Annotated in this window: 33 protein-coding genes; 31 read left to right on the forward strand and 2 right to left on the reverse strand. The window is 65.8% G+C overall.

The window, feature by feature from the left end:
* The first annotated feature begins 62 nt into the window (after positions 1 to 62).
* The 18 genes from E0E30_RS13765 to E0E30_RS08150 all read left to right on the forward strand — a co-directional run bounded on the left by E0E30_RS13765 (position 63) and on the right by E0E30_RS08150 (position 10,086).
* Complete coding sequence (locus E0E30_RS13765) at positions 63 to 191, forward strand: hypothetical protein (protein WP_280953267.1); 129 nt, start codon at positions 63 to 65, stop codon at positions 189 to 191.
* Positions 188 to 778 (forward strand): pentapeptide repeat-containing protein, encoded by a 591-nt coding sequence (locus E0E30_RS08070; protein ID WP_130865820.1) that lies wholly within the window; start codon positions 188 to 190, stop codon positions 776 to 778. Before E0E30_RS13765 ends, E0E30_RS08070 begins: the two co-directional genes overlap by 4 nt.
* Complete coding sequence (locus E0E30_RS08075) at positions 775 to 984, forward strand: hypothetical protein (RefSeq protein WP_130865821.1); 210 nt, start codon at positions 775 to 777, stop codon at positions 982 to 984. Before E0E30_RS08070 ends, E0E30_RS08075 begins: the two co-directional genes overlap by 4 nt.
* On the forward strand, positions 981 to 1,196 hold the full coding sequence (locus E0E30_RS08080; RefSeq protein WP_130865822.1) for a hypothetical protein: 216 nt from the start codon (positions 981 to 983) through the stop codon (positions 1,194 to 1,196). Before E0E30_RS08075 ends, E0E30_RS08080 begins: the two co-directional genes overlap by 4 nt.
* Positions 1,193 to 2,167 carry a YqaJ viral recombinase family protein gene (locus E0E30_RS08085; protein ID WP_130865823.1) on the forward strand — a complete coding sequence of 325 codons (975 nt, stop codon included), beginning with the start codon at positions 1,193 to 1,195 and terminating at the stop codon, positions 2,165 to 2,167. Before E0E30_RS08080 ends, E0E30_RS08085 begins: the two co-directional genes overlap by 4 nt.
* Before the next feature lie 5 nt (positions 2,168 to 2,172).
* Entirely contained in the window at positions 2,173 to 3,075 is a 903-nt protein-coding gene (gene bet / locus E0E30_RS08090) for a phage recombination protein Bet (protein WP_130865824.1), read from the forward strand.
* A complete protein-coding gene (locus tag E0E30_RS08095; protein WP_130865825.1) occupies positions 3,072 to 3,461 on the forward strand; it encodes a hypothetical protein in 390 nt (129 codons plus the stop codon). The genes bet and E0E30_RS08095 overlap by 4 nt, the downstream gene beginning before the upstream one ends.
* Positions 3,458 to 3,919 carry a hypothetical protein gene (locus tag E0E30_RS08100; RefSeq protein ID WP_130865826.1) on the forward strand — a complete coding sequence of 154 codons (462 nt, stop codon included), beginning with the start codon at positions 3,458 to 3,460 and terminating at the stop codon, positions 3,917 to 3,919. Before E0E30_RS08095 ends, E0E30_RS08100 begins: the two co-directional genes overlap by 4 nt.
* Positions 3,912 to 4,373: a single-stranded DNA-binding protein gene (locus E0E30_RS08105; RefSeq protein WP_130865827.1), complete on the forward strand. Its 462-nt coding sequence runs from the start codon at positions 3,912 to 3,914 to the stop codon at positions 4,371 to 4,373. Before E0E30_RS08100 ends, E0E30_RS08105 begins: the two co-directional genes overlap by 8 nt.
* A complete protein-coding gene (locus E0E30_RS08110; RefSeq protein ID WP_130865828.1) occupies positions 4,373 to 4,594 on the forward strand; it encodes a hypothetical protein in 222 nt (73 codons plus the stop codon). The genes E0E30_RS08105 and E0E30_RS08110 overlap by 1 nt, the downstream gene beginning before the upstream one ends.
* A gap of 1 nt (position 4,595) precedes the next feature.
* Complete coding sequence (locus tag E0E30_RS08115; RefSeq protein ID WP_130865829.1) at positions 4,596 to 5,126, forward strand: hypothetical protein; 531 nt, start codon at positions 4,596 to 4,598, stop codon at positions 5,124 to 5,126.
* Positions 5,123 to 6,433, forward strand: coding sequence for a DNA cytosine methyltransferase (locus tag E0E30_RS08120; protein WP_130865830.1), 1,311 nt, complete (start codon positions 5,123 to 5,125; stop codon positions 6,431 to 6,433). Before E0E30_RS08115 ends, E0E30_RS08120 begins: the two co-directional genes overlap by 4 nt.
* Before the next feature lie 101 nt (positions 6,434 to 6,534).
* Complete coding sequence (locus tag E0E30_RS08125; RefSeq protein ID WP_130865831.1) at positions 6,535 to 6,798, forward strand: RusA family crossover junction endodeoxyribonuclease; 264 nt, start codon at positions 6,535 to 6,537, stop codon at positions 6,796 to 6,798.
* Positions 6,795 to 7,118 (forward strand): hypothetical protein, encoded by a 324-nt coding sequence (locus tag E0E30_RS08130; RefSeq protein WP_130865832.1) that lies wholly within the window; start codon positions 6,795 to 6,797, stop codon positions 7,116 to 7,118. Before E0E30_RS08125 ends, E0E30_RS08130 begins: the two co-directional genes overlap by 4 nt.
* On the forward strand, positions 7,115 to 8,032 hold the full coding sequence (locus E0E30_RS08135; RefSeq protein WP_130865833.1) for a hypothetical protein: 918 nt from the start codon (positions 7,115 to 7,117) through the stop codon (positions 8,030 to 8,032). Before E0E30_RS08130 ends, E0E30_RS08135 begins: the two co-directional genes overlap by 4 nt.
* Positions 8,032 to 8,481 carry a hypothetical protein gene (locus tag E0E30_RS08140; RefSeq protein ID WP_130865834.1) on the forward strand — a complete coding sequence of 150 codons (450 nt, stop codon included), beginning with the start codon at positions 8,032 to 8,034 and terminating at the stop codon, positions 8,479 to 8,481. The genes E0E30_RS08135 and E0E30_RS08140 overlap by 1 nt, the downstream gene beginning before the upstream one ends.
* A gap of 417 nt (positions 8,482 to 8,898) precedes the next feature.
* Complete coding sequence (locus E0E30_RS08145) at positions 8,899 to 9,705, forward strand: hypothetical protein (RefSeq protein ID WP_130865835.1); 807 nt, start codon at positions 8,899 to 8,901, stop codon at positions 9,703 to 9,705.
* 78 nt (positions 9,706 to 9,783) lie between these two features.
* Positions 9,784 to 10,086 carry an HNH endonuclease gene (locus E0E30_RS08150; protein ID WP_245306549.1) on the forward strand — a complete coding sequence of 101 codons (303 nt, stop codon included), beginning with the start codon at positions 9,784 to 9,786 and terminating at the stop codon, positions 10,084 to 10,086.
* A gap of 240 nt (positions 10,087 to 10,326) precedes the next feature.
* On the opposite strand, the gene E0E30_RS08155 is transcribed toward E0E30_RS08150, so the two are convergent.
* Complete coding sequence (locus E0E30_RS08155) at positions 10,327 to 10,710, reverse strand: hypothetical protein (RefSeq protein ID WP_130865837.1); 384 nt, start codon at positions 10,708 to 10,710, stop codon at positions 10,327 to 10,329.
* A gap of 1 nt (position 10,711) precedes the next feature.
* Entirely contained in the window at positions 10,712 to 11,458 is a 747-nt protein-coding gene (locus E0E30_RS08160; protein ID WP_130865838.1) for an adenine nucleotide alpha hydrolase family protein, read from the reverse strand.
* Positions 11,459 to 11,759: 301 nt separating this feature from the next.
* On the opposite strand from E0E30_RS08160, the gene E0E30_RS08165 reads away from it, so the two are divergent.
* The 13 genes from E0E30_RS08165 (at position 11,760) to E0E30_RS08220 (ending at position 19,905) form a co-directional block, all read left to right on the forward strand.
* Positions 11,760 to 12,089: a phage terminase small subunit gene (locus E0E30_RS08165; RefSeq protein WP_130865839.1), complete on the forward strand. Its 330-nt coding sequence runs from the start codon at positions 11,760 to 11,762 to the stop codon at positions 12,087 to 12,089.
* Between the two features lie 6 nt (positions 12,090 to 12,095).
* Positions 12,096 to 13,610: a hypothetical protein gene (locus tag E0E30_RS08170; RefSeq protein WP_130865840.1), complete on the forward strand. Its 1,515-nt coding sequence runs from the start codon at positions 12,096 to 12,098 to the stop codon at positions 13,608 to 13,610.
* Positions 13,607 to 14,932, forward strand: a complete 1,326-nt coding sequence (locus E0E30_RS08175) for a phage portal protein (RefSeq protein ID WP_245306550.1) — start codon at positions 13,607 to 13,609, stop codon at positions 14,930 to 14,932. Before E0E30_RS08170 ends, E0E30_RS08175 begins: the two co-directional genes overlap by 4 nt.
* 2 nt (positions 14,933 to 14,934) lie before the next feature.
* The gene (locus E0E30_RS08180) at positions 14,935 to 15,717 is read left to right on the forward strand and encodes a VG15 protein (protein WP_130865841.1); all 783 of its coding nucleotides are present in this window, start codon (positions 14,935 to 14,937) and stop codon (positions 15,715 to 15,717) included.
* Positions 15,718 to 15,793: 76 nt separating this feature from the next.
* Positions 15,794 to 16,285: a DUF4355 domain-containing protein gene (locus E0E30_RS08185; protein WP_130865842.1), complete on the forward strand. Its 492-nt coding sequence runs from the start codon at positions 15,794 to 15,796 to the stop codon at positions 16,283 to 16,285.
* A 4-nt stretch (positions 16,286 to 16,289) separates the two neighbouring features.
* On the forward strand, positions 16,290 to 17,225 hold the full coding sequence (locus E0E30_RS08190) for a phage major capsid family protein (RefSeq protein ID WP_130865843.1): 936 nt from the start codon (positions 16,290 to 16,292) through the stop codon (positions 17,223 to 17,225).
* Positions 17,226 to 17,256: 31 nt separating this feature from the next.
* Entirely contained in the window at positions 17,257 to 17,721 is a 465-nt protein-coding gene (locus E0E30_RS08195) for a hypothetical protein (protein ID WP_130865844.1), read from the forward strand.
* Entirely contained in the window at positions 17,718 to 18,041 is a 324-nt protein-coding gene (locus tag E0E30_RS08200; protein WP_130865845.1) for a hypothetical protein, read from the forward strand. Before E0E30_RS08195 ends, E0E30_RS08200 begins: the two co-directional genes overlap by 4 nt.
* Entirely contained in the window at positions 18,034 to 18,333 is a 300-nt protein-coding gene (locus tag E0E30_RS08205) for a hypothetical protein (protein WP_130865846.1), read from the forward strand. The genes E0E30_RS08200 and E0E30_RS08205 overlap by 8 nt, the downstream gene beginning before the upstream one ends.
* Before the next feature lies 1 nt (position 18,334).
* Entirely contained in the window at positions 18,335 to 18,508 is a 174-nt protein-coding gene (locus E0E30_RS13320) for a hypothetical protein (protein ID WP_167853918.1), read from the forward strand.
* Positions 18,505 to 18,873 (forward strand): hypothetical protein, encoded by a 369-nt coding sequence (locus E0E30_RS08210; RefSeq protein WP_130865847.1) that lies wholly within the window; start codon positions 18,505 to 18,507, stop codon positions 18,871 to 18,873. The genes E0E30_RS13320 and E0E30_RS08210 overlap by 4 nt, the downstream gene beginning before the upstream one ends.
* A gap of 40 nt (positions 18,874 to 18,913) precedes the next feature.
* Entirely contained in the window at positions 18,914 to 19,486 is a 573-nt protein-coding gene (locus tag E0E30_RS08215) for a phage tail tube protein (RefSeq protein ID WP_130865848.1), read from the forward strand.
* Positions 19,487 to 19,584: 98 nt separating this feature from the next.
* Complete coding sequence (locus E0E30_RS08220) at positions 19,585 to 19,905, forward strand: hypothetical protein (protein WP_130865849.1); 321 nt, start codon at positions 19,585 to 19,587, stop codon at positions 19,903 to 19,905.
* The last annotated feature ends 102 nt before the right edge of the window (positions 19,906 to 20,007 follow it).

Below are 20,007 nucleotides of genomic sequence, written 5' to 3' on the forward strand. Positions count from 1 at the left end.
GCCGTCCTCGCCGCTGCCTTGTGGGTTGTGTGGCGACTCCACAACGATGACCGGAGGCTGTGATGACCGACTACGACGACGAGCCCGACTGGTGCACATGGTGCGACGGCATCGGCGACTACCAATGGCATGACGAACCGCTGTGCCCCCATTGCCACGGGACAGGAATCGAACCCGAGGAGAACCGATGAATCGCGATGAAGTGCTGTCCATCTGCAAGCAGGCGCTGGAGAAGGGCGGACGGCCCAACCTGAGCTACGCCAACCTGAGCTACGCCATCCTCGAAGGGGCCGACCTGCACGGTGTCGACCTGAGCTACGCCGACCTGAGCTACGCCGACCTGAGCTACGCCGACCTGCACGGTGCCAACTTGCGCTACGCCGACCTGAGCGACGCCATCCTCGAAGGGGCCGACCTGCACGGTGTCGACCTGAGCTACGCCGACCTGAGCTACGCCTACCTGAGCGGGGCCGACCTGCGGGATGCCGACCTGAGTGGGGCTGACCTCTGGAGGACTGCATGGGATGGTCTGTGTGTCGACGGTCTTCTCCGGGGCCGGTGTCTCCTGATTCCCACGCCGCACGGCTGGGTGGTTCAGGCTGGCGAGTGGTCCGGGGCCGTCGACCAGCTGCGCCAGCGCACCGCACATGATGACGACGCGCCTGATGCCATCGCCGTGGTCCGCCGACTCCACGCGGCGTTCTGCGACATGTGCGACGCCCATATCGCAGAGCACCCGCACGTCATCGACGATCTGGCTACGAGGTGGCTGCCATGACCGACCAGTCTCAGCGTGACATGTGGGCGAGCAGCCTCGACGTCGCCATGGGGGAGATCAACGAGGCGGCTGTCCGCCTGGCCACCCTCGACGACGACGCATGGACGGACACCGGCGTCGACATCGACGCCATCGTCACCACCCTCGACAACATCTACGACCAGCTCATCGACGTCTGGTCCGACCTCACAGGAGCCACCCCATGACCACGAGCCAGAACTACGCGCCCGGCTACAGCAGCATCGCAGCCGCCAACGCACTCATGGATGCAGTAGACAACATCGACGATCTCGACGACGAGACGTGGGAGGAGTCCGCTATCGACATCGACGACATGCGCAGCCAGCTCGTCCGCTGGGCGGAGTACCTCACCCGGCGCAGTATCCGCATCCTGCTAGCCGCACGGGGGCAGTCATGATCGACAGGCACACCATCAAGGTCGGGTCGGCCGTCAGGATCTACCGCGGCCCAGACGGCACCCCAGACTGGGTCGAGGCCAGGCGTCGCGGGATCGGCGGCTCCGACATCGCATCGATCCTCCGCGCCGAGGGAGCCTACCGAACACCATACGAGATATGGTGCGACAAGACCGGGCGCGGCAAAGACAAGCCGGCAGACCGCCTCCTCGAGGCCGGACACTACGCCGAAATCGCCATGCAGCACTGGTACCGAGACCACCTGCTCGACGGCAAATACCTGGCCGTGCAGCCCGGCACGTTCCGCTCCCAGACGCGGCCATGGCAGATCGCGAACCCCGACGCCCTGGTTGTCGAACCGCGCCATCAACTGTCGTCGGCAAGCCGTGTCCTGGAGTTCAAGTTCGTGCCGAACACCTCAGACAAGTGGCATGTTGGTGGCGGAGACATCACCACAGGCAACACACGCCCAGACATACCCGAAAAGTATTGGCAGCAGTGCCAGTGGTACATGCACGTCCTCGACCTACCAGTCACCGACATCGTCGCCATGGGCGGCTTCGGCATCCACTGCTGGCGTATCACCGCCAACCGCGACTGGCAGGAGGATGCGGCACGGCAGGCCGCCGATTTCTGGGCCACCGTCGAGGCCGACCTTGACGTCCACTGGGAGCCCGAGCCAGCCAACTACGAGGCCGACCGCCGCCGCCACCCCCACATCACCGCCGCCACCGTCACAGCGACCGCCGACACCGTCATCGCATGGCGTGAATACCAGCGATACCACACCTCATTCATGACCACCCAGAAAACCGACACCGCAGCCCGGCGGGGATTGCAGGCCCGCATGGCCCACGAAATGGGTGACGCAGGCACTCTCGCCCTCCCCGACGGCACCGTTCTGGCAACCCGAACCGCCAAGCGAAACGCCGACGGCACACCCGGAACCCCCTTCGTCTCCATCCGAAAGTGAGAATCATGTCCACCGACATCGTCCAGGCACGATCATCAGAACTGTCCATCGGGCCGTCCCAGACGGCATTCACGGACTCCCAGGTATCTGTCCTACGGCAGCTGGGTGTCACGTCAGCATCAGTGGACGATCTGAGGATCTTCTTCCACCGCTGCCAGTCCACCGGGCTGGACCCGTTCTCGGGGCAGATCTACATGATCGGGCGCAGGTCACGTGAGGGCCAGAACTGGGTTGTCAAGCAGACGATCCAGACCGGCATCGACGGATACCGGCTCATCGCACATCGGGCGGCTGAAGCCCGGGGCATGTCGCTGTCGTGCGACGACACCCTGTGGGCGGACGGCGACGGGCACTGGCATGACCTGTGGATCTGGGACACCCCTCCGACTGCCGCGAAGGTCGTCGTCCGTGTCGGAGAGGCCAGATTCTCCGGTGTCGCGACGACAACGGAGTACATGCCGATGCGCATGGATCGCTCCGGCCGTGAGGTGCCGATGGGGCTGTGGGCCAAGATGCCAGCCACCATGGTCGCCAAGTGTGCTGAGGCGCTCGCCCTGCGCAAGGCCTTCCCCCTCGACCTGTCTGGCATCTACACGACCGAGGAGATGATGCAGGCGGACGCACGGGAGCGCACGATCGCCACTGATACGGCACCGGCGCAGCCCCGCCCGAGGCTCGACTACAGCCGTGCCACGAGGGCCATGACCGACTGCGGGGTGACACAGGCCGAGATGCTCGAAGTCGCGAAGGACATCACCGGGCGGCGCGAATTGGCGTCGGCCAACGAGCTGACACAGGACGAGCTCGATGCCGTCGCGGACGCAGTCATCGCCGGAGCCGAAGACGACCACGACGACACCGTCGACGCCGAACTGGTGGACCCCGACACCGGCGAGGTGACCCAGTGACCGAGCACCTGTCGGATGACTACATCCACCGCCAGATCCCCGAGCCCATCCTCCTGGCAGTAGCCCGGCAGAGAGAGGCCATGAGGCGGGCGTTCCCAGAGCGGGAGAACATGGACGATGGCATTGTCGACGCCGAGCTCCGACTACACGAGAGCAAGGTTGGGCCAAGACTCCGGTCAGCGCATCTCGAGTTCATCGGCGGTGACGGTGGCCCCAGTCACGTGGGAGCGTGCATCGTCTCTCTGACCTTTACGGCGAGATCGAAAGCCGCGGATGATACGGCTCGCTGGCTCACCAGCTCCATCGCCTGCCAGTTCAGGTGGCTGGAGGACATCATCCGCCGCGAGCCCGGCATCGCCCGGGTCCTGCCGGGGAGTCCGTCGTGAGCGACATCACCGTGCCAGGCCAGGTCATCACCGACATCATGTGCCGGCTGCGGGTCACCGACGACGGACACGCCACCCTCGACCGCCCACGACGCCGACGCCACGCCAGCTGGATCCACGACGGACACCGCTACCAGCCCACCCCGGCACAGATCGTGTGGGCCTACGCCCACGGACGCCGGCTCCCCCACCACCAGGTGCGGCGCCTCTGCGGATTCGGCTGGTGCCTCCACCCGGATCACCTGTCGATCGCACGCCGACACATGCCCACCCCCGTGTGGCCCGTCGACCTCGACGACATCGCCTACCGGCGGGCACACGGCTGGAACTGGCCAGCCATCACCGAGGTCACCGGCTGGACCCCGGCAGACATCACCTCCATCCCCCACGTGCGACGTATCCACCAGCCGCTACAGGCCGACGCACACCACTACCTTCAGGAGCAGCACCATGGCTAAGGACACCCCCATCACCGTGATCGGCAACCTCACCGCCGACCCCGAACTGCGCTTCACCTCCAACGGGGCGCCGGTGGCGAACTTCACCGTGGCCTCGACCCCGCGCACCTTCGACCGTCAAACCAACGAGTGGCGCGACGGCGAGGCAATGTTCCTCGCCTGCCATGCGTGGCGCCAGTACGCCCAGAACGTCGCCGACTCCCTGTCCAAGGGGATGCGCGTCATCGTGCAGGGCAACCTCAAGGCCCGGTCCTACGAGGATCGTGACGGGAACCGTCGCACCTCGTACGAGATCGACGTCCAGGAGGTCGGCCCGTCACTGAGGCATGCGACAGCGCAGGTGACCCGTAACCCGTTCAGTGGCGGCCAGAGCCGGGGGCGTCAGCGTACCGGCGGCCAGCAGCAGGGTGTGGATCCGTGGGGCATCAGCCAGTCCGAGGAGGCCCCGTTCTGATGGCTGCACCTCGTGACACGTTCGTCGACATCGGCGCGGCCAAGATCGATCCGGTCCAGTACGGGCTCGCCGCCAGATTCCTGGCACGCCATGACGCAGAGGACCTCGCCGACATGATCCTCGACCCCAGCCAGATCATCACACCCCCACCGGCCAACGGGACGCCTCGTAGCCGCCGGTACACGAGGACCGGATTCACCAACACACGAAAGGTCGCCTGACATGACCGACAAACTCGATCTGGACGCCCTGCCGGAATGGACCGTCATTCGGGTGAACGACACGCTCAACGCTATCCGACTACTCAAGGTTGACGGACGATGGTATCCGGTCGCCGCCGACAGGGAGGATGTAGACGTGTGGCCCACTGTCACCGTGGAGCATGGCCCCATGACCTGCGCAGAACATCTCATAGCGGCATGGGATGCCGCAACCGTACCAGAAGACGGAAAGATTCGCTCCGGGGAACGATTCATCTCACTGACATGGGATGCCGAAGTTACGGTTCGAACGGCAGAACATGACTTCGCGGCAACCGCGCAATACCGTCTCATGACGCAGCGGCCACGGCCCGCATGGATGGATGCCGAATGGGTATGGGCCGACACTGAACGAGACGAGCGCGTGCTGTGGCATCACCAGTACGACGGATGGCAGTCGCTCCAAACCACCGACTGTATCCCGATGCACATCATGGAGACCCGAAGCCCGTTCATCGCCACCGTGTCCCCCGACAAGCAGGACCAGCAATGATCACCATGACCGACATCTTCGCCGGGGCTGGCGGATCGACGACCGGCGCCTGCCAGGTCCCCGGGGTCGAGGTGTCCTTGGCGGCGAATCACTGGCCTCTCGCGGTCCAGGTCCATGCCGAGAATCACCCGCACACGAATCATGCCTGCGTGGACCTCCACATGGAGGACCCCCGCAACTTTCCTCGCACGGACATTCTGTGGGCATCACCAGAATGTACCAAGTGGAGCCTGGCCAATCAGAAGGCCAAGGCGTTGTCGGTCGAGCTGGGCGGTGACCCGACCCTTTTCGACGACGTCCCCGACGGGCTGATTTCCGAGGGCGAGGACGAGATCACCCGCTCGCGGCTGCTCATGTTCGACGTGTTGCGGTTCATCGAGTACCACCGGTACCGGGCGGTCATCGTCGAGAATGTCGTCGACATCGCGACCCAGGCCAAGTACGCCGACGCGTGGGCGGCATGGCGTCGCGGCCTGCGTCGCCTCGGCTACGAGTACCGGGTCGTGAGCCTCAACTCGATGCACGCCCAGGCCGCCGGCGACCCGGCACCCCAGTCACGGGACCGTCTGTACGTCGTGGCATGGCCGCACGGCTGCACTGCTCCCGACATCGACCGGGTCATGCGGCCGGCTGCGTGGTGCCCCCGCTGCGACACCACGGTGGCCGCCCGGCAGGCATGGAAGCCTGGCCGAACCGTCGGCCGGTACCACGCCCAGTACGTGTACGTGTGCCCCGACTGCGGGGCCATCGTCGAACCCGGATGGCGGCCGGCCTCGACGATCATCGACTGGACTATCCCGGCCGAGCGGATCGCCGACCGGAAACGCCCCCTCTCCGCCAAGACACTCGCACGTATCCGTGAGGGCCTGCGCCGCTACGGCACCGCCGAACCGCTCATGGTCAGGCACAACACGACCCGCGCCGGGGACAACCCGGGCCATCTGTGCACGCCGGTCACCGAGCCCCTGCGCACCCTGACCGCGACCTCGTCCAAGGCCCTGCTCGTGCCCTACTACAGCGCCAGTGAGACGGCCAAGCCGGTCTCCCAGCCCATCGGCACCCTCACCTGCACCGACCGGTACGGCCTGGCGACCACCCAGCCGCAGATCACCGACGCCGACGTCATGGAATGCCGGTTCCGGATGCTCGCCCCCCACGAGGTCGCCGCCGGAATGGCCTTCCCTCTCGACTACCACTGGGAGGGCACCAAGCGTGACCGGGTCCGCCTCGCCGGGAACGCTGTCACCCCGCCGGCCGCCCGTGACCTCCTCACCGCCGTCACCGAGTCCATGGAGGTGGCGGCATGACGCAGGAGTTCACGCTGATGGTTCCGAATACGCTGTGGATGTCGCTCAACCACCGGAAACATTGGGCGGCCAGAGCACGCGCCACGAAAACACTCCGATGGATGGCCGCTGCGGCTTGCCGCAAACACGGTATCCACGCCGACAGCCGGGTGCGTGTCATCGCCACCATCGGATACCGCCCCGGGCGTGCCGACCCCAACAACGCGACACCCACCCTCAAAGCGATCATCGACGGCATGACCGATGCGGGCGTGTGGCCCGACGACTCCTCCGAGTACGTCCTGGGCCCCGACCCGCGTCGCGACCCCATACCGCCACCCACCGGCTACCACACCGTCACCATCGCCCTCCAGGAGACCCCATGAACAGAACCGAGAACATCGAGAATCTGGTGCATCTCGTGACGGCGCGGGAACGTCTCATGACGCTGACCGAGACCGCCTGGGAAATCCACTACGAGATCGAGCGCGTCACACCGATGCACGGCGTCATCGACGCCGAGGATCTCGACAGACTCCAGGGGAGGGCTCGGCTCCTGTCGGTCGAGCTGCGCGACTTCATCGGCCCCGTCGATGCGCTCCTGGCCGGCACCCTCGAGCTGTTCGACACCACCGACGACGTGGACGCCTCGACGACGCCCGGGCTGAAGCAGGATCCACTCGACTTCGAGGGAGGCACGGCATGAGGATCCGCACGATCAAGCCAGAGTTCTGGTCGTCGGAGGACATGGCGGTCCTGCCCTTTGTGCACCGGCTCGTCTTCGTCGGCCTGTGGTCCATGGCCGACGACGAGGGACGCCTGTCCGCTGATCCGAGACTCATCAGGTCGCAGCTCTTCCCGCTCGACGACCACATCGGTGAGGACTCAGTGAGGTATCACGGAGGACTCACTGAGGACTCAGTGAGCATTCACGACATCCTCACTGACCTCTCACGCGGGGGTCAGATCACCCTCTACAGAGGCCCCGGAAAGCGGATTTATTGCCAAGTCGACAATTTCGCCCGACACCAGAAGATCAACCGCCCCACACCCTCCAAGATTCCCGCCCCGACTACGGCAAACACAATCCTCACTGAGGACTCAGTGAGTCCTCACGGAGTCGTCACTGAGGACTCACCCCCGGAACAGGGAACAGGGAACAGGGAACAGGGAACAGGGAACAGGGAACAGGGACCCCCCTCACTTCGTTCGGGGGTCCGGGGGGACACCACGTCGACACCACCCAGCGACCTCGCCACCGCCTCCGGTCGGGACGTCGTCGCTGACGCTCCGGCCAAACAACAGACGAAACTCGGCGCACGACTTCCCGACCAATGGCAGCCAGCACGCACCAGCCCCAACCTCAACGTCGAACAGCCCCACAGTCCCGACTGGCTCGACGACCAACTCAACCGATTCCGCGACTACTGGCACGCCCAGCCCGGCGCCAAAGGCCGCAAGACCGACTGGGACGCCACCTGGCGCAACTGGATCCGCAACGCCACCGACCACACCACCAGCCGCCGACAGCAAGAAACCGACGCCCAGTACCAGCGCGCCAAACACCGCGCCGCCACCGGAACCAACCCCCTCATCGACATCATCAACGGAGCAGCCTGATGAACCTCGACCAAACGACAGACCTGGTCCGCACCATCCGAGCGATCTGCCCAGCCCAAGCCCAGGACGAGTGGACCCCCGAAGCCTGGCACCTCATCCTCGACGACATCGACCTACGCGACGCCCTCACCGCCGTCCGCACCATCGCCCGACGCCACGACACCCGACCCCTCTGGATCGACCCCCGCCAAATCCGAACCGAGGTCCACCGCGTCCACGACGACCGCCTCGACCGCGCCCGACTCGACCACCCGCCGACAGACCCGGACGCCTACCGCCAATGGCTCCGAGACACCCGCCACCACATCGCCAACCACCACAGCACCCAACCCCAAGCCCTGGAAGCCACGCCACAGCCACAGGAGCCCCGAATAGCCAACACCGGCACATCCAGGCGGGACCAGCTCCGCCAGGCTCTCAGAGTGACGCCCAGCGCGACGGAGATTTGAGCGCCTTCCAGACACCGACCCAACCCGACACCCACACCAGCCCCGAAACGCCGTCACAGGTCGATCGCAAGACCGGAAACCGGCAAAAGGAGACCAACCATGACCTGGACATGCCACCACTGCCACGCCACCTTGAGCGGAGCCAAGACACAGCACTGCACCGTGTCGGCAGGCACGGCGTCAATACCGGCCCCGATCGTCGCCGCTGCCTCACTGCCGCCGAGATGGTCGAGCGGGGACTCATCTTCGACGCGGACAGGTCAATGTGGCGTCTCCCCGGCACATGGCGCGGGCCCGCAGATAGCCCAGAAACGGACGGCGTCGAGAATCTGAGCGCCTCGCAGCCCTGACCCGGCACATCTTCCCACCCCACCACCTCCCAGAGCCTTAGAAACCGATTTCCCGAAAGGACCGTCCATGACCGACCCCCTCGTGTGGATCCCCCGATCCGATCCGGTGGCCCGCATCCGCCAGATGCCAGCCCTCGTCGCCGAGATCGAGGCCCTCGGGGGCACCCGCAATCCCGACGGCGAGACCACCCACACCCGCACCGTGCCAGGATCGCGCCCGCCGCTGGATGTCTCCCGCCTCGATGTCGTGGCCTCCGACGGCTGGGAGCCGTCCAGCCTCGTCGAGCTGTCATCGGTGGCCTCCCGCATCATCTGGCAGGCCGTTGACCCCGACACCCGGACAGCACACCCGCAGCCGTGCGGACTGTCCTGGAACACCGAGTGCGCATGGTTGGCCGACATCTGGGCGGACTCGAGGGCATGGCTCGATGACGTCGACATGGGCATCGTCGACCAGGTCGTCCACCAGACCTACTCGACCCTGACCAGACAGGCCGGCGTGCGACCTCCCACGAGGATCTCCTGCCCGTCCTGCGGGGCGTCGATGCAGCTCGTCGGTCAGGGGGTCAAGGCCGTGCTCGTGTGCGAGGCCACAGCATGGAGCAGCGACCGCCACGAGATGCCGGGCCCCGCGGCCCTGGAGCTCCAGTGGCGCTACCACCGAGCCATGACAGCCGATGAGCTCGGGGAGTGTGACCTGCCGGTGACCTGTGGACAGATCAGGCAGTGGCGCAAGCGTGGGCGCCTGCGCCCGGCTCTGCGGTCACAGCACCGTGGCGATCCCCACCACTACTGGCCGTGGGATGTCATCCGTCTCCTGTGGCCCGGGATCATCGAGGCCATCGATGCCCGTGATGCCCGGGGCGCGGCATGAACCACACCCGTGTGATTCATGTGCTATGGTACAGATCGTCGGACAAGTGTGTCCGCGATCACATCACCGGATGATCTCATGGCGACCAATCGCACAGCATCCTCAGCGCACATCAGGTGGCGCAATCGCATCCTCGCTCGTGACAGGGCTCGAGGCCTCACTCACTGCCCGCTGTGTGGCGTCGAGCTCGCCTGGGGGCAACCGGGGCTGCCCAACTCCGTCGAGGCCGACCACATCGTGCCGGTCCGCTGGGGAGGACAGAGCACCCTCGACAATGGCCGATCTATCTGCCGGACCTGCAACCGCTCGAAGGGCGATCGGGAGCAGCCCGGCCAGGTGGACATCAACCGCCAGACCAACAAGACATGTCTCGAATGGTGAGACTCGATGTCTCAACCCAGGGGGGGTCCCCCGCGTTATCGCGATTTCTCCTCCAGCGGCTTAGTGAAATCCCCCCGAGACCGGGAATCGTTCTCACTAGCGCTTAGGTTCGCGAGGCGGATGACTGTCGCCCTGGTCAGACCGGCGGCCGTGGCTATCTCCGGCCAGGTCTGTCCGTCCTCGCGGGCTCGCCGAATGAGGTCGCCCCGGATCTCTCGCAGGCGCCGATATATCCGTAGCTCACTCATCGGATCCAAGGTCGACTCCCATCACCTTGCATAGCTTGTATCCATTGATGTACTTGTCACCGAGGCTGAGGTCGCCCACCACCTGCTCGATCCAGGCCTCCTTGTCCTCACGGGTGCAGAAGCAGATCGCGACCCAGTGCTCGGAGTCGGTGGCGTACCTGCGCCTGCGCTCCTCCTGGGTGGCTCGACTGCGGTAGGCCTGCTCCATGGCCGAGAGTTCGCGCTTGGCGTCCTCCTGGACACTCCCGGTGTACTCAACCTCGGCGAAGGGGTCGGCAGCCTTCGGGTGGAACTCGTCGCCGCGAGCCTTCTTCGTCGTGCTCTTCCCGCTCGTCTTCGAGCCGAATTTCGCGTCCTTGACGTTGCCGAATCCCATGTCAGTAGTCCTTTACGATATCGGTTCTCATGATGTCGAGGTCAGCCAGGGGGAACCAGTCGAGAACTCTCTGGTAGTCCTCGGGTGCGTGGCCCCGTAGGGGTCGGATGAATCGCTCGTCGACCCCGTCGAAGGATCGGCCGAACCAGGCGTAGTCGATAGGGAGTCGCACGCCGCGCTTGGGGTCGGTCCAGGGCAACGGGAGGTCGGCCTCGCGGATGCGTCCCATGACCTCGTCGATGAGCCAGTCATGGATGGGCGAGACTTTCCGCGAGGTGGCCTTCATGACGCCGTGGCGCGTGAGTGATGCTCGGCGCTGGATCGAGTCGGCCGCCCTGACTCCGTCCGCGACCCAGGTGCGCTGGGGGAAGCCGAGGTCATCCTTGATGATCCTCCAGGTGGCGTCGTAGTCGAGGGTGGGCATCTGGGCCGCCTCGATGATGGAGCACCGCTCCGGCGGCTGGTAGACGAGTGAGTTGAGCATCCGCCACAGCGACGGGTGCGGGTACTGGTGGATCGTGATCCCCCAGGCGTCCTGGAGCCGATCGATGGTGTCGTCGACGAAACCGAGCCCGGGGATGGCGTACAGGTACACCAGGTGGGTCTCGATCCCGGCGTCGGACAGTGCCAGCGCAGTGGCGATGGCGTCCTTGCCCAGCGAGAAGGACACAAGGACTGGCTCCCTGTCTCCTGCGAGCCTGCGTCGCACCTCGGTCGATGGCGGCTGCCCTTTGACTGTCGTGGTCATGGGGAGAGTATAGAAATGAGACACTCGATGTGTCAATCGAAAGGGTGATCCACATGAGGAGAGTCGCTCGTACTCTGGCTGCTGCCAGTCGGCAGCGCTGGCGTACTGCCAGGTCTGCCCTGGCGTCGTCCAAGAGCCTGTCGGACACGGCAGGAATGCGCAGGTCTAGGAGCCAGCTCAGGTCCCTGCGTCGAGGCTGACATGTGCCATGGTCGCAGCATCGACCATGGCCGGACATGCCGCTGGGAGCCGGGGTCGATGATCCAGCCCCCAGCAGGTCGTGATGAGAGGAGTGGTCGCCATGGCGCAGCCGCCGCTGCCCGATGATGTCGACTGGGAGTGGGCCGATGCCACCCGCCAGTGGTGGAGGGCGTGGGGCGAGGATCCACGTACTGCCGACTGCTCGGATGCCGACTGGGGATTCCTCCTGGAGGCGGCAATCCTCCATACGTCTATCTGGGACGATCACGAGTTCGTCAACATCTCCAGCCTCCGAGCCCACGAGCTGGCGTTCATGTCGCGACTCGACAAGGGGCGCGAGGCGTCGGCGCAGCATGCACCCCCTGTCGTCCCGGCTGAGTCCCCGGCGGTGACGATGATGGACAAGTACCGTAAGCGCCGCACGGGGTGATGACGGGTGGCCGATGATGTCGGCAATCAGCTCCCGCGGTTCCGTGTCGCCCCGCCCTACCGCGTGAGCGCCGGGGCGGATGCGGCCAAGCTCGGCGCCATGTACGGCCTGACACCGGATCCGTGGCAGGCGGCCGTCCTTGATGACTGGCTCGCCGAGACGCGCTCGGGCAAGCTCCTGTCCGGCGTGTGCGCCTTGGTGGTGCCCCGCCAGAACGGCAAGAACGCGGTCCTCGAGATCGTCGAGCTGTTCAAGGCGACCGTTCAGGGCAGGCGCATCCTCCACACCGCCCATGAGGTCAAGACGGCGCGCAAGGCGTTCGCGCGGCTCCGGTCATTCTTCGAGAACCGGGATCGCTACCCGGATCTGGCCATGATGGTGAAAGCCATCAGGTCGACGAACGGCCAGGAAGCGATCATCCTCCATCATCCGGACTGTCGGACGATGGCCAGCGGGTGCGGATGTGCCGGATGGGGGTCGGTGGAGTTCGTCGCCAGGTCTCGCGGGTCAGGTCGTGGTTTCACGGCTGACGATCTGGTCTGTGACGAGTTCCAGGAATTGTCGGACGAACAGCTCGAGGCGTTGCTCCCGACGATCTCGGCCGCACCATCCGGTGACCCCCAGCAGCTCTTCACGGGTACCCCGCCGGGGCCGCTGGCCCCCGGCGAGGTGGCAATGCGCATCCGTAGACAAGCGCATGCGACGTCACCGAAGCGGGTCGCCTGGACGGAGTTCTCGATCCCCGACGACATGGCCCCCGAGGTGGCGATGCGCCAGTGGCGCAAGCTCGCCCAGGGGACCAATCCGGCGCTGGGCATCCGTCTCAACATGCAGACCGTCTCTGACGAGCACGAGTCGATGTCCCCGGAGGGGTTCTGCCGTGAGCGGCTGGGGCAGTGGGATCGGGCCACCCTCTCAGCCTCCGCGATCCCGGTCGGCAAGTGGGCCGAATCGGCCGTTGACGATGTCGAACCGGCGGGGCCGAAGTCCTTCGGTGTCGCCTTCTCCCGCACTGGAGCCTCGGTGGCCTTGGCGGGCGCATTGAAGACGGCTGACGCCATCCACGTGGAGGTCATCGCTGGCCAGTCCGGCGACATGGGCCATGGGCTCGGCTCACTGGCCGACTGGCTGGCTGCTAGATGGCAGGAGACGGCCCAGATTGTCATGGCCGGTGCGTCCTCGCCCACCCTGGCGGCCGAACTGGCCGATCGGGGGGTGCCGCAGCGCATGGTGGTCGTCGCCAACACCGGCCAGTACGTGGAGGCGTGCGCCGGGCTGCTCGACGCCGTCAAGTCCGGTACCCTCACGCACCCTGCCGGAGCTGGACCCAGGGACATGCTCGAGGCGTCGGTCGCATCGGCCGTGCAGAAGCCGCGCGGATCGGGGTGGGGCTGGAGGTCGTCCCGTCGCGATGGGGACGAGATCGCGATCGAGGCGGCGTCGCTGGCGGTCTGGGCGGCACGCACGACGAGAAGACGCCCGAGGGCGTCCAGGAAGGGAAAGAGGGTGTCCATCATATGAGTCTGTCGGCCGATGAGATGGACCTCGCGTCGCGGATGCATGATCGGCTTAAGCGACTCCGCCCGTGGCACCGGCGCATCGAGGGGTACTACGAGGGAAACCGTCGCGTGCGACAGCTGGGCGTGGCGATCCCCCCCGAGCTCCAGCGCATCACCTCTGTCGTGAGCTGGCCAGCCATCGCAGTGGATGCCCTGGATGAACGTCTCGATTGGCTCGGATGGACCGGAGGGGCCGATCTCGGCCTCGATGACGTGTACATGGGCAACCAGCTCGCCACGGAGTCCGGTGCATCCCATCTTGATGCGCTCATCTTCGGGATGAGCTTCGTCGTCGTGCTCTCTGCCGGCGATGGGACTGTGTCGGTGCGCCCGCAGTCGCCCAAGAATGCCACGGGGATCATGTCCCCTGATGGCCACACGCTCTCGGCCGGTCTCATCGAGCAGGAGACGGACGACATCTCCGTGGTCCTCGGCGAACTGCTCACCGAGGAGTGGATCGTGTCCATGGAGCTTCGGGGCGATCGGTGGACGGAGAAGGATCGGATGCCGAACACCCTGGGCCGCGTGCCCATGGTTCCGATCGTCAATCGGAGACGTACGTCACGGCAGCGCGGTCGCTCGGAGATCACCCCGGCGCTGCGCTCGTACACCGATGAGGCCGTGCGGACACTGCTGGGGCAGACGGTCAACCGTGAGTTCTACGCCTACCCCCAGCGGTGGATCATGGGCGTCTCCTCGGAGGAGTTCGAGCAGCCCGGCTGGATGCTGTCCATGGCGTCACTGTGGGCTGTTGACAAGGACGAGGACGGCGACACGCCCACCGTCGGGTCTTTCCCGGTCAACTCCCCTGCCCCATACGCCGATCAGGTTCGCCTGTTGGCCCAGTTGGCTTCTGGTGAGTCGGCAGTGCCGGAGCGGTACTTCGGGTTCGTCACCGCCAACCCCCCTTCGTCGGATGCTCTGGCCTCAGAGGAGGCCAGGCTTGTCAAGCGGGCAGAACGCCGTCAGGTCGGATTCGGGTTCGGGTGGAGCGATGTGGGCCTCATGGTCGCCCTAGCCCTGGGCAACGACATCGACGCGACCGAGTTCCACCGCACGGTGCGCCCCCGATGGCGCGATGCCTCGACGCCGACGCGGGCCGCCACCGCCGATGCGGTGACCAAGCTCGTCGGGGCCGGGATCATCCCGGCTGACTCCAGGGTCGTGCTGGAGATGCTGGGGATGGATGATGCGTCGATCGACTCGATCATGACCCATAGGTCCATGACGGCCCCGGATCCGTTGACGTCGCTGGCTGACGCGATCACCAAGCAGACTGTCTGACCATGTCCGAATCGGTGGCGCGGGCTGCCCGGCGACTCGTTGCCGACCATCAGCGTTCGCAGACGAGGATCGCCCGGGTGTACTCGGCCTATGCCGCCGAGCTGGGGCGTCGATGGTTCGCGGGCAAGGTGGGCGATCCGCAGTTCGTCATCATGTGGACGGCGCTGGAGAAGGCCGGGCATGCCAGTTCGGCCCAGCGGACCGCGCAGTTCATCACCGACTACCGCTCGATCCAGTCACATCGGCCCGCGTCAGCCCAGGTCGTCCTCGACGAGTTCGATCCGGCTCCCGCCACGTCGGCCGCGTTCGCGCTCATGGGGTCGGTTCGACGTGCCCCTGACGCCTTCGAGCGGATCGTGGCCGAGTATGCGTCGAGCGTGGATCGCCGGGTCCTCAATGGAGGCCGGGACACTATGGAGTGGTCAACGGCCGCGAGCCACACGACATGGCGCCGCGTCACCGATGTCAACCCGTGCGAGTTCTGCATCATGCTCGCGACGAAATCTGACTACTCGTCTCGGGAGTCGGCGCTCGTCGTAACTGGGAATCATTACCGAAAGCGGTCCTCCCATCGTCGCAGAACACCACGACAACCCGGGTCCAGATACCACGACCACTGCGGTTGCACGGCAGTCGAGGTGATCGGCCCGTGGGAACAGACAGACGCCGAACGCTCCCATGAGGAGCTGTACCGCTCGGCGGTCAGGCTTGTCGGCGACCGAGGAGAGCAGGCGATGACCACAGCAGTTCTCTCCGCCATGCGCGAGCTCAGCTCGCCCCATTGAGTTCGGCCCGGGTGTCGCCGTCAAGGACGCCCATCCCCGCACGGGGACCATCGCATCACCACCGCACGGAGGAACCATGCCAGAAGACCAGGAGTCCGCGAAGGCGGATCAGGGGACCATCGAGAATCCCGCACGGGAGGCCGGCAACAAGACCCACTCGGAGAGCGCGACGGACCGGAAGGCAGGGGCGCGCAAGTGGGAGTCCAGAGCCAAGGAGAACAAGGCCGCTCTCGATCGACTGGAGCAGGCCAACGACTCGAGCACCTCGGACATCGACAAGCTCACCAAGGCCAATGGCGAGCTCAAGGCGAAGGTCGATGCCCTCATCCTCGAACATCTCCGCCGCGACGTCGTATCCGCCAAGGGTCTCCCCCAGGAGGCCGCCGCCTACCTGTCGGGCAACGATCGGGAATCGCTCGAGAAGTCGGCTGACGGGCTCGCCGCTCTCATGGAGCCACGCCAGTCGCAGCAGATGCGCAGGCTCGCTGGTCAACCACCCACCGACAACCAAGAACGCACCGAGGAACTCGACTTCATCGACGCCCTCGTAGACATCAACCGGAGGTAACACCATGGCTGTCAATGCCACCACCATCAACTCCACCCAACTCCAGCTTCCCGGTACGGTCGTCGGGATCGTGCGCGACAAGGCGCTCGATTCTGGCACCCTGGCGGCCCTGTCGCCGGAGAAGCCGACGATCTTCGGCCCTGTCAAGGGGGCCACGTTCTCGGGCGTGCCGCGCGCCAAGATCGTCGGAGAGACCGAGAAGAAGCCCGCGGCCGCTGTGCCGACCATCACCCCGTGGTCGGCTGCTCCGATCAAGATCGTCACCCAGCAGCGCACGTCTGACGAGTTCATGTACGCGGATGCCGACTACCGTCTCGGCGTCATGCAGGACCTCATCGCCCCGGCGCTGGGATCGTCGATCGGTCGGGCCGTTGACCTCATCGCCATCCATGGGATCGACCCCGCCACCGGCGCTGCGGCAACGTCGATCCCCACGAGCCTGTCCAAGTCGACGGCGATCGTCAACATGACGGCGAGCCCGACCGATGATCTCGTCTCCGCCGTCGGGAAGATCGCCTCCACTGGAGAGTCCATGCCTGACGGCATCGCCATGACGCCCTCCTTCAACTACTCACTGGCCACCGAGGTCTACCCCAAGGGCCACTCCCTGGCGGGTCAGCCCATGTACCCGAACGCTGGATTCGGGAACATGGGGTCGTGGCGCGGCCTCAAGGTGGGCCAGTCCTCGACGATCTCCGGACTGCCCGAGATCGCCAAGGACCCCGGAATCCGAGCCGTCATGGGCGACTGGAGCAAGGTCCGCTGGGGCTTCCAGCGGAACTTCCCCATCGAGCTCATCCAGTACGGCGACCCGGACAACGCGGGCCGCGACCTCAAGGGTGCGAACGAGATTCTCCTGCGCGTCGAGGCCGTCCTGTACGTCGCCATCCTGGACCCCAACCAGTTCGTGCTGGTCAAGGACGCCTCGGTCTCCGCGTGACCGGTGACGTTCTGGGATCTGGTCGGTTGACATGGCTGTGATCAGCATCGAGGACCTGGCCCCGTTCGCGGACATTCCGACCGAGCGTGCCCAGGCGATGATCGACGACGCTGTCGCGGTGGCTCTCCGGGTCGCCCCCTGTCTGTCGGATCCGGCATTCCCGTACCTCGGTGCGGCGAAGGCCATTCTTCGTCGCGCCATCCTCCGATGGAATGAGACGGGAGTGTCCGGATCGACGACGTCGGAGACGGCCGGACCGTTCACCCATGTCATGACGACTCGACCGTCGTCGGGTCTGCTCTGGCCGTCCGAGATCACTGATCTGCAGAAGCTCTGCCGCGATGCATCGTCGTCGGGGCGTGCCTTCTCGGTCATGCCGAAGATCTCCCCCGGCCGGGGCGTCCATGCCGAGGTGTGCTCGACGGTGTGGGGCGGGACGTGCTCGTGTGGATCTGACATCAATGGGTCGGACGGCCCCCTGTGGGAGCTCCCGTGATCGCCCGCCACCCGGTGCGCCATCTCGTCCGCTCGCTGGGGGCCACCGACGTCCACGGGAACGCCACCGACGAATGGGCCTCGACCCCGCGGATGGTGTTCGGCTGGTCCCAGGAGCAGTCCGACGAACCGGCGGCCGTCGGTGCGAACCGCATCTCGACCACCTTGCAGGTGCTGTCGCCCTGGGCTGCCGCCGACAAGGATCGGGTCGTCATTCTCGGACACATGTTCGAGGTGATCGGCGAGTCAGAGGACTGGAATCACGGCCCGTTCGGGTTCGAGCCCGGATACCGGTTCAGAGTCAGGAGGATCGATGGCTGAGCCACGTCTCAAGGTGAACCGCAAGGCTCTCGTTCGAACGCTCAAGACGGCACCGGTCCGCCCCGAGGTTCTCGAGATGGCGGTCCGAGTGCGTGATGCCGCGAACCGGTGGGCCGACAGCTACCCGCGCTCAGAAAAGCATCCGGTGCAGCGACCCCACTTCGTGGTCGTCACCGAACCCGGGGAGCATCGCACCCGATACACGGTCCGGCCGGCCTCGGCGTTCGCCACCTGGCTGGTCCAGCATGACCCGCACGGCTTCATGGCGTGCCTCGAGGCCGGGAGGAGGTGACATGGACACTCTGCATGTCAAGATCCTGGAAACTGGCCGAATCGCCGAGCTGTCGCGCAGCGCCGCCAACGAGATGATCGCCGGTGGGTTCGCCGTACAGGTCGACGCACCCGACCCCGACCCTGATGACCATGAGCCCGCTCGGGCTGAACTCGACGGGGCTGATGAGCCGTGATCGTCGACATTGAAGCTGTCGTCGTGGCCGCCCTCATCGAACCCGACGGTCCGGTCGTGTCGACGGAGAGACCCCGGGACACGACCGGCCCACAGGTGCAGGTGCGCGCCTCGGGCGGCCCCACAGTGAGATCACATGTGCTCGATGAGCGCATCGTCACCATCACCGTCTGCCATGACAGTGCGCCCCAGGCGTCCGTCCTGGCCGGAACCGTGCGCGACCAGCTGTACGCGCTGGAAGGCATCTCGGCCTCAGGCGGGGTGTACATCGCCTCGGTCGAGTGCACCGCCCCGTCGTGGTTTCCCGACGAGGACGGCCGAGCCCGCTACGTCATGACCGCCACCCTCCTCACTCAGCACAACTGAACAGTCCTTCTCGCGGCGGCACACCACGAAAGGCATCATCATGGCTTCCACTCCCGTGCAGTCCACCGCAGAGGTCCGCGTCGGCGGCCCGAAGGTCGGCGGCTACGCCTGGAAGGCTCCCATCGGGTCGACCCGACCGACCGACGGGGTTGCCGCCCTCAACGCGGCTTACCTCGATCTCGGCTACATCTCCGATGACGGTCTGTCCGTCAAGACGGACAAGTCGAACGACAAGATCAAGGACTGGAATCTCGACACCATCGCAGTGATCGAGAAGTCCAACGAGGCCACCCTCGAGGTCACCTTCGACCAGGTGACGGCCAACTCCTGCAAGGCGCTCTTCGGCGACAGCAACGTCACCGTCTCGAGCACGGCGCCGAACAGGGTCACCGCCATCAGCTACACCGGGGAGACGCTCCCCCACGCCTGCTGGGCGTTCCTCACCCACGACGCGAATGGTGACGGCGTCTTCGATGTCGGCGACGGTCAGGTCACCGGGATCGACGGCTTCACCTTCAAGAAGGACGCCATCGTTTCGTTCAAGGCGACGATCGAGCTCTTCAAGGACAAGGACGGCAAGTTCTTCACCTGGCATCTGGGTGCTGCCTCCTGATCCCCCTAGTCGTCCGTGCGGTGGGACTTTCTGCCGCCGCGCCCACCGCACGGACTTTCTCTTGACGCGGCGGACACCACATGATGAAAGGCGACGGCATGAGCGACACCATCGACATCACGGTCAAGGACCGGGTGTACAGCCTCGACAGAACCGAGTTCACCGATCCACGGGTGTCGGTGCTGCGCATCCTTCGCGCAGCCAATGACGGTAATTTCGACGAGCTGATAGACCTGCCCTCCGTGCTCGAGCTCGAGGAGCGCAACTGGCGCAGGTCCGACCTCATGGAGTTCCTCGAGAAGTTCGGTGAGATCCTCCAGGAGGAGTTGGAGATGGACGTCCCGGAATCCTCTGGCTCCGTGACCTCGTCGCGGAGCATCGCGAGGAAGTCGAGTACGAGTGCATCCGAGCTGGACTGAGGCTGCGTGACGCCGAGGCCGGCCGTACGCCGTGGCGTGACGTGTTCGTCGTGTGCCGCCACGTCCCGGCCGGTAGCCCCCTGGCGGGTGCCGTCGATCCTC

This window comes from Acidipropionibacterium timonense, from assembly GCF_900605005.1.
GTDB classification, from domain to species: Bacteria; Actinomycetota; Actinomycetes; order Propionibacteriales; family Propionibacteriaceae; genus Cutibacterium; species Cutibacterium timonense.

Excerpts from the sequence above, each read along its gene's own strand:
- E0E30_RS13765 (WP_280953267.1), top strand. The coding sequence starts at position 63 with ATGACCGACTACGACGACGAGCCCGACTGGTGCACATGGTGCGACGGC.
- E0E30_RS08070 (WP_130865820.1), top strand. The coding sequence starts at position 188 with ATGAATCGCGATGAAGTGCTGTCCATCTGCAAGCAGGCGCTGGAGAAG.
- E0E30_RS08075 (WP_130865821.1), top strand. The coding sequence starts at position 775 with ATGACCGACCAGTCTCAGCGTGACATGTGGGCGAGCAGCCTCGACGTC.
- E0E30_RS08080 (WP_130865822.1), top strand. The coding sequence starts at position 981 with ATGACCACGAGCCAGAACTACGCGCCCGGCTACAGCAGCATCGCAGCC.
- E0E30_RS08085 (WP_130865823.1), top strand. The coding sequence starts at position 1,193 with ATGATCGACAGGCACACCATCAAGGTCGGGTCGGCCGTCAGGATCTAC.
- bet (WP_130865824.1), top strand. The coding sequence starts at position 2,173 with ATGTCCACCGACATCGTCCAGGCACGATCATCAGAACTGTCCATCGGG.
- E0E30_RS08105 (WP_130865827.1), top strand. The coding sequence starts at position 3,912 with ATGGCTAAGGACACCCCCATCACCGTGATCGGCAACCTCACCGCCGAC.
- E0E30_RS08110 (WP_130865828.1), top strand. The coding sequence starts at position 4,373 with ATGGCTGCACCTCGTGACACGTTCGTCGACATCGGCGCGGCCAAGATC.
- E0E30_RS08115 (WP_130865829.1), top strand. The coding sequence starts at position 4,596 with ATGACCGACAAACTCGATCTGGACGCCCTGCCGGAATGGACCGTCATT.
- E0E30_RS08120 (WP_130865830.1), top strand. The coding sequence starts at position 5,123 with ATGATCACCATGACCGACATCTTCGCCGGGGCTGGCGGATCGACGACC.
- E0E30_RS08125 (WP_130865831.1), top strand. The coding sequence starts at position 6,535 with ATGGCCGCTGCGGCTTGCCGCAAACACGGTATCCACGCCGACAGCCGG.
- E0E30_RS08130 (WP_130865832.1), top strand. The coding sequence starts at position 6,795 with ATGAACAGAACCGAGAACATCGAGAATCTGGTGCATCTCGTGACGGCG.
- E0E30_RS08135 (WP_130865833.1), top strand. The coding sequence starts at position 7,115 with ATGAGGATCCGCACGATCAAGCCAGAGTTCTGGTCGTCGGAGGACATG.
- E0E30_RS08140 (WP_130865834.1), top strand. The coding sequence starts at position 8,032 with ATGAACCTCGACCAAACGACAGACCTGGTCCGCACCATCCGAGCGATC.
- E0E30_RS08145 (WP_130865835.1), top strand. The coding sequence starts at position 8,899 with ATGACCGACCCCCTCGTGTGGATCCCCCGATCCGATCCGGTGGCCCGC.
- E0E30_RS08150 (WP_245306549.1), top strand. The coding sequence starts at position 9,784 with ATGGCGACCAATCGCACAGCATCCTCAGCGCACATCAGGTGGCGCAAT.
- E0E30_RS08155 (WP_130865837.1), bottom strand. The coding sequence starts at position 10,710 with ATGGGATTCGGCAACGTCAAGGACGCGAAATTCGGCTCGAAGACGAGC.
- E0E30_RS08160 (WP_130865838.1), bottom strand. The coding sequence starts at position 11,458 with ATGACCACGACAGTCAAAGGGCAGCCGCCATCGACCGAGGTGCGACGC.
- E0E30_RS08165 (WP_130865839.1), top strand. The coding sequence starts at position 11,760 with ATGGCGCAGCCGCCGCTGCCCGATGATGTCGACTGGGAGTGGGCCGAT.
- E0E30_RS08175 (WP_245306550.1), top strand. The coding sequence starts at position 13,607 with ATGAGTCTGTCGGCCGATGAGATGGACCTCGCGTCGCGGATGCATGAT.
- E0E30_RS08180 (WP_130865841.1), top strand. The coding sequence starts at position 14,935 with ATGTCCGAATCGGTGGCGCGGGCTGCCCGGCGACTCGTTGCCGACCAT.
- E0E30_RS08185 (WP_130865842.1), top strand. The coding sequence starts at position 15,794 with ATGCCAGAAGACCAGGAGTCCGCGAAGGCGGATCAGGGGACCATCGAG.
- E0E30_RS08190 (WP_130865843.1), top strand. The coding sequence starts at position 16,290 with ATGGCTGTCAATGCCACCACCATCAACTCCACCCAACTCCAGCTTCCC.
- E0E30_RS08195 (WP_130865844.1), top strand. The coding sequence starts at position 17,257 with ATGGCTGTGATCAGCATCGAGGACCTGGCCCCGTTCGCGGACATTCCG.
- E0E30_RS08205 (WP_130865846.1), top strand. The coding sequence starts at position 18,034 with ATGGCTGAGCCACGTCTCAAGGTGAACCGCAAGGCTCTCGTTCGAACG.
- E0E30_RS13320 (WP_167853918.1), top strand. The coding sequence starts at position 18,335 with ATGGACACTCTGCATGTCAAGATCCTGGAAACTGGCCGAATCGCCGAG.
- E0E30_RS08215 (WP_130865848.1), top strand. The coding sequence starts at position 18,914 with ATGGCTTCCACTCCCGTGCAGTCCACCGCAGAGGTCCGCGTCGGCGGC.
- E0E30_RS08220 (WP_130865849.1), top strand. The coding sequence starts at position 19,585 with ATGAGCGACACCATCGACATCACGGTCAAGGACCGGGTGTACAGCCTC.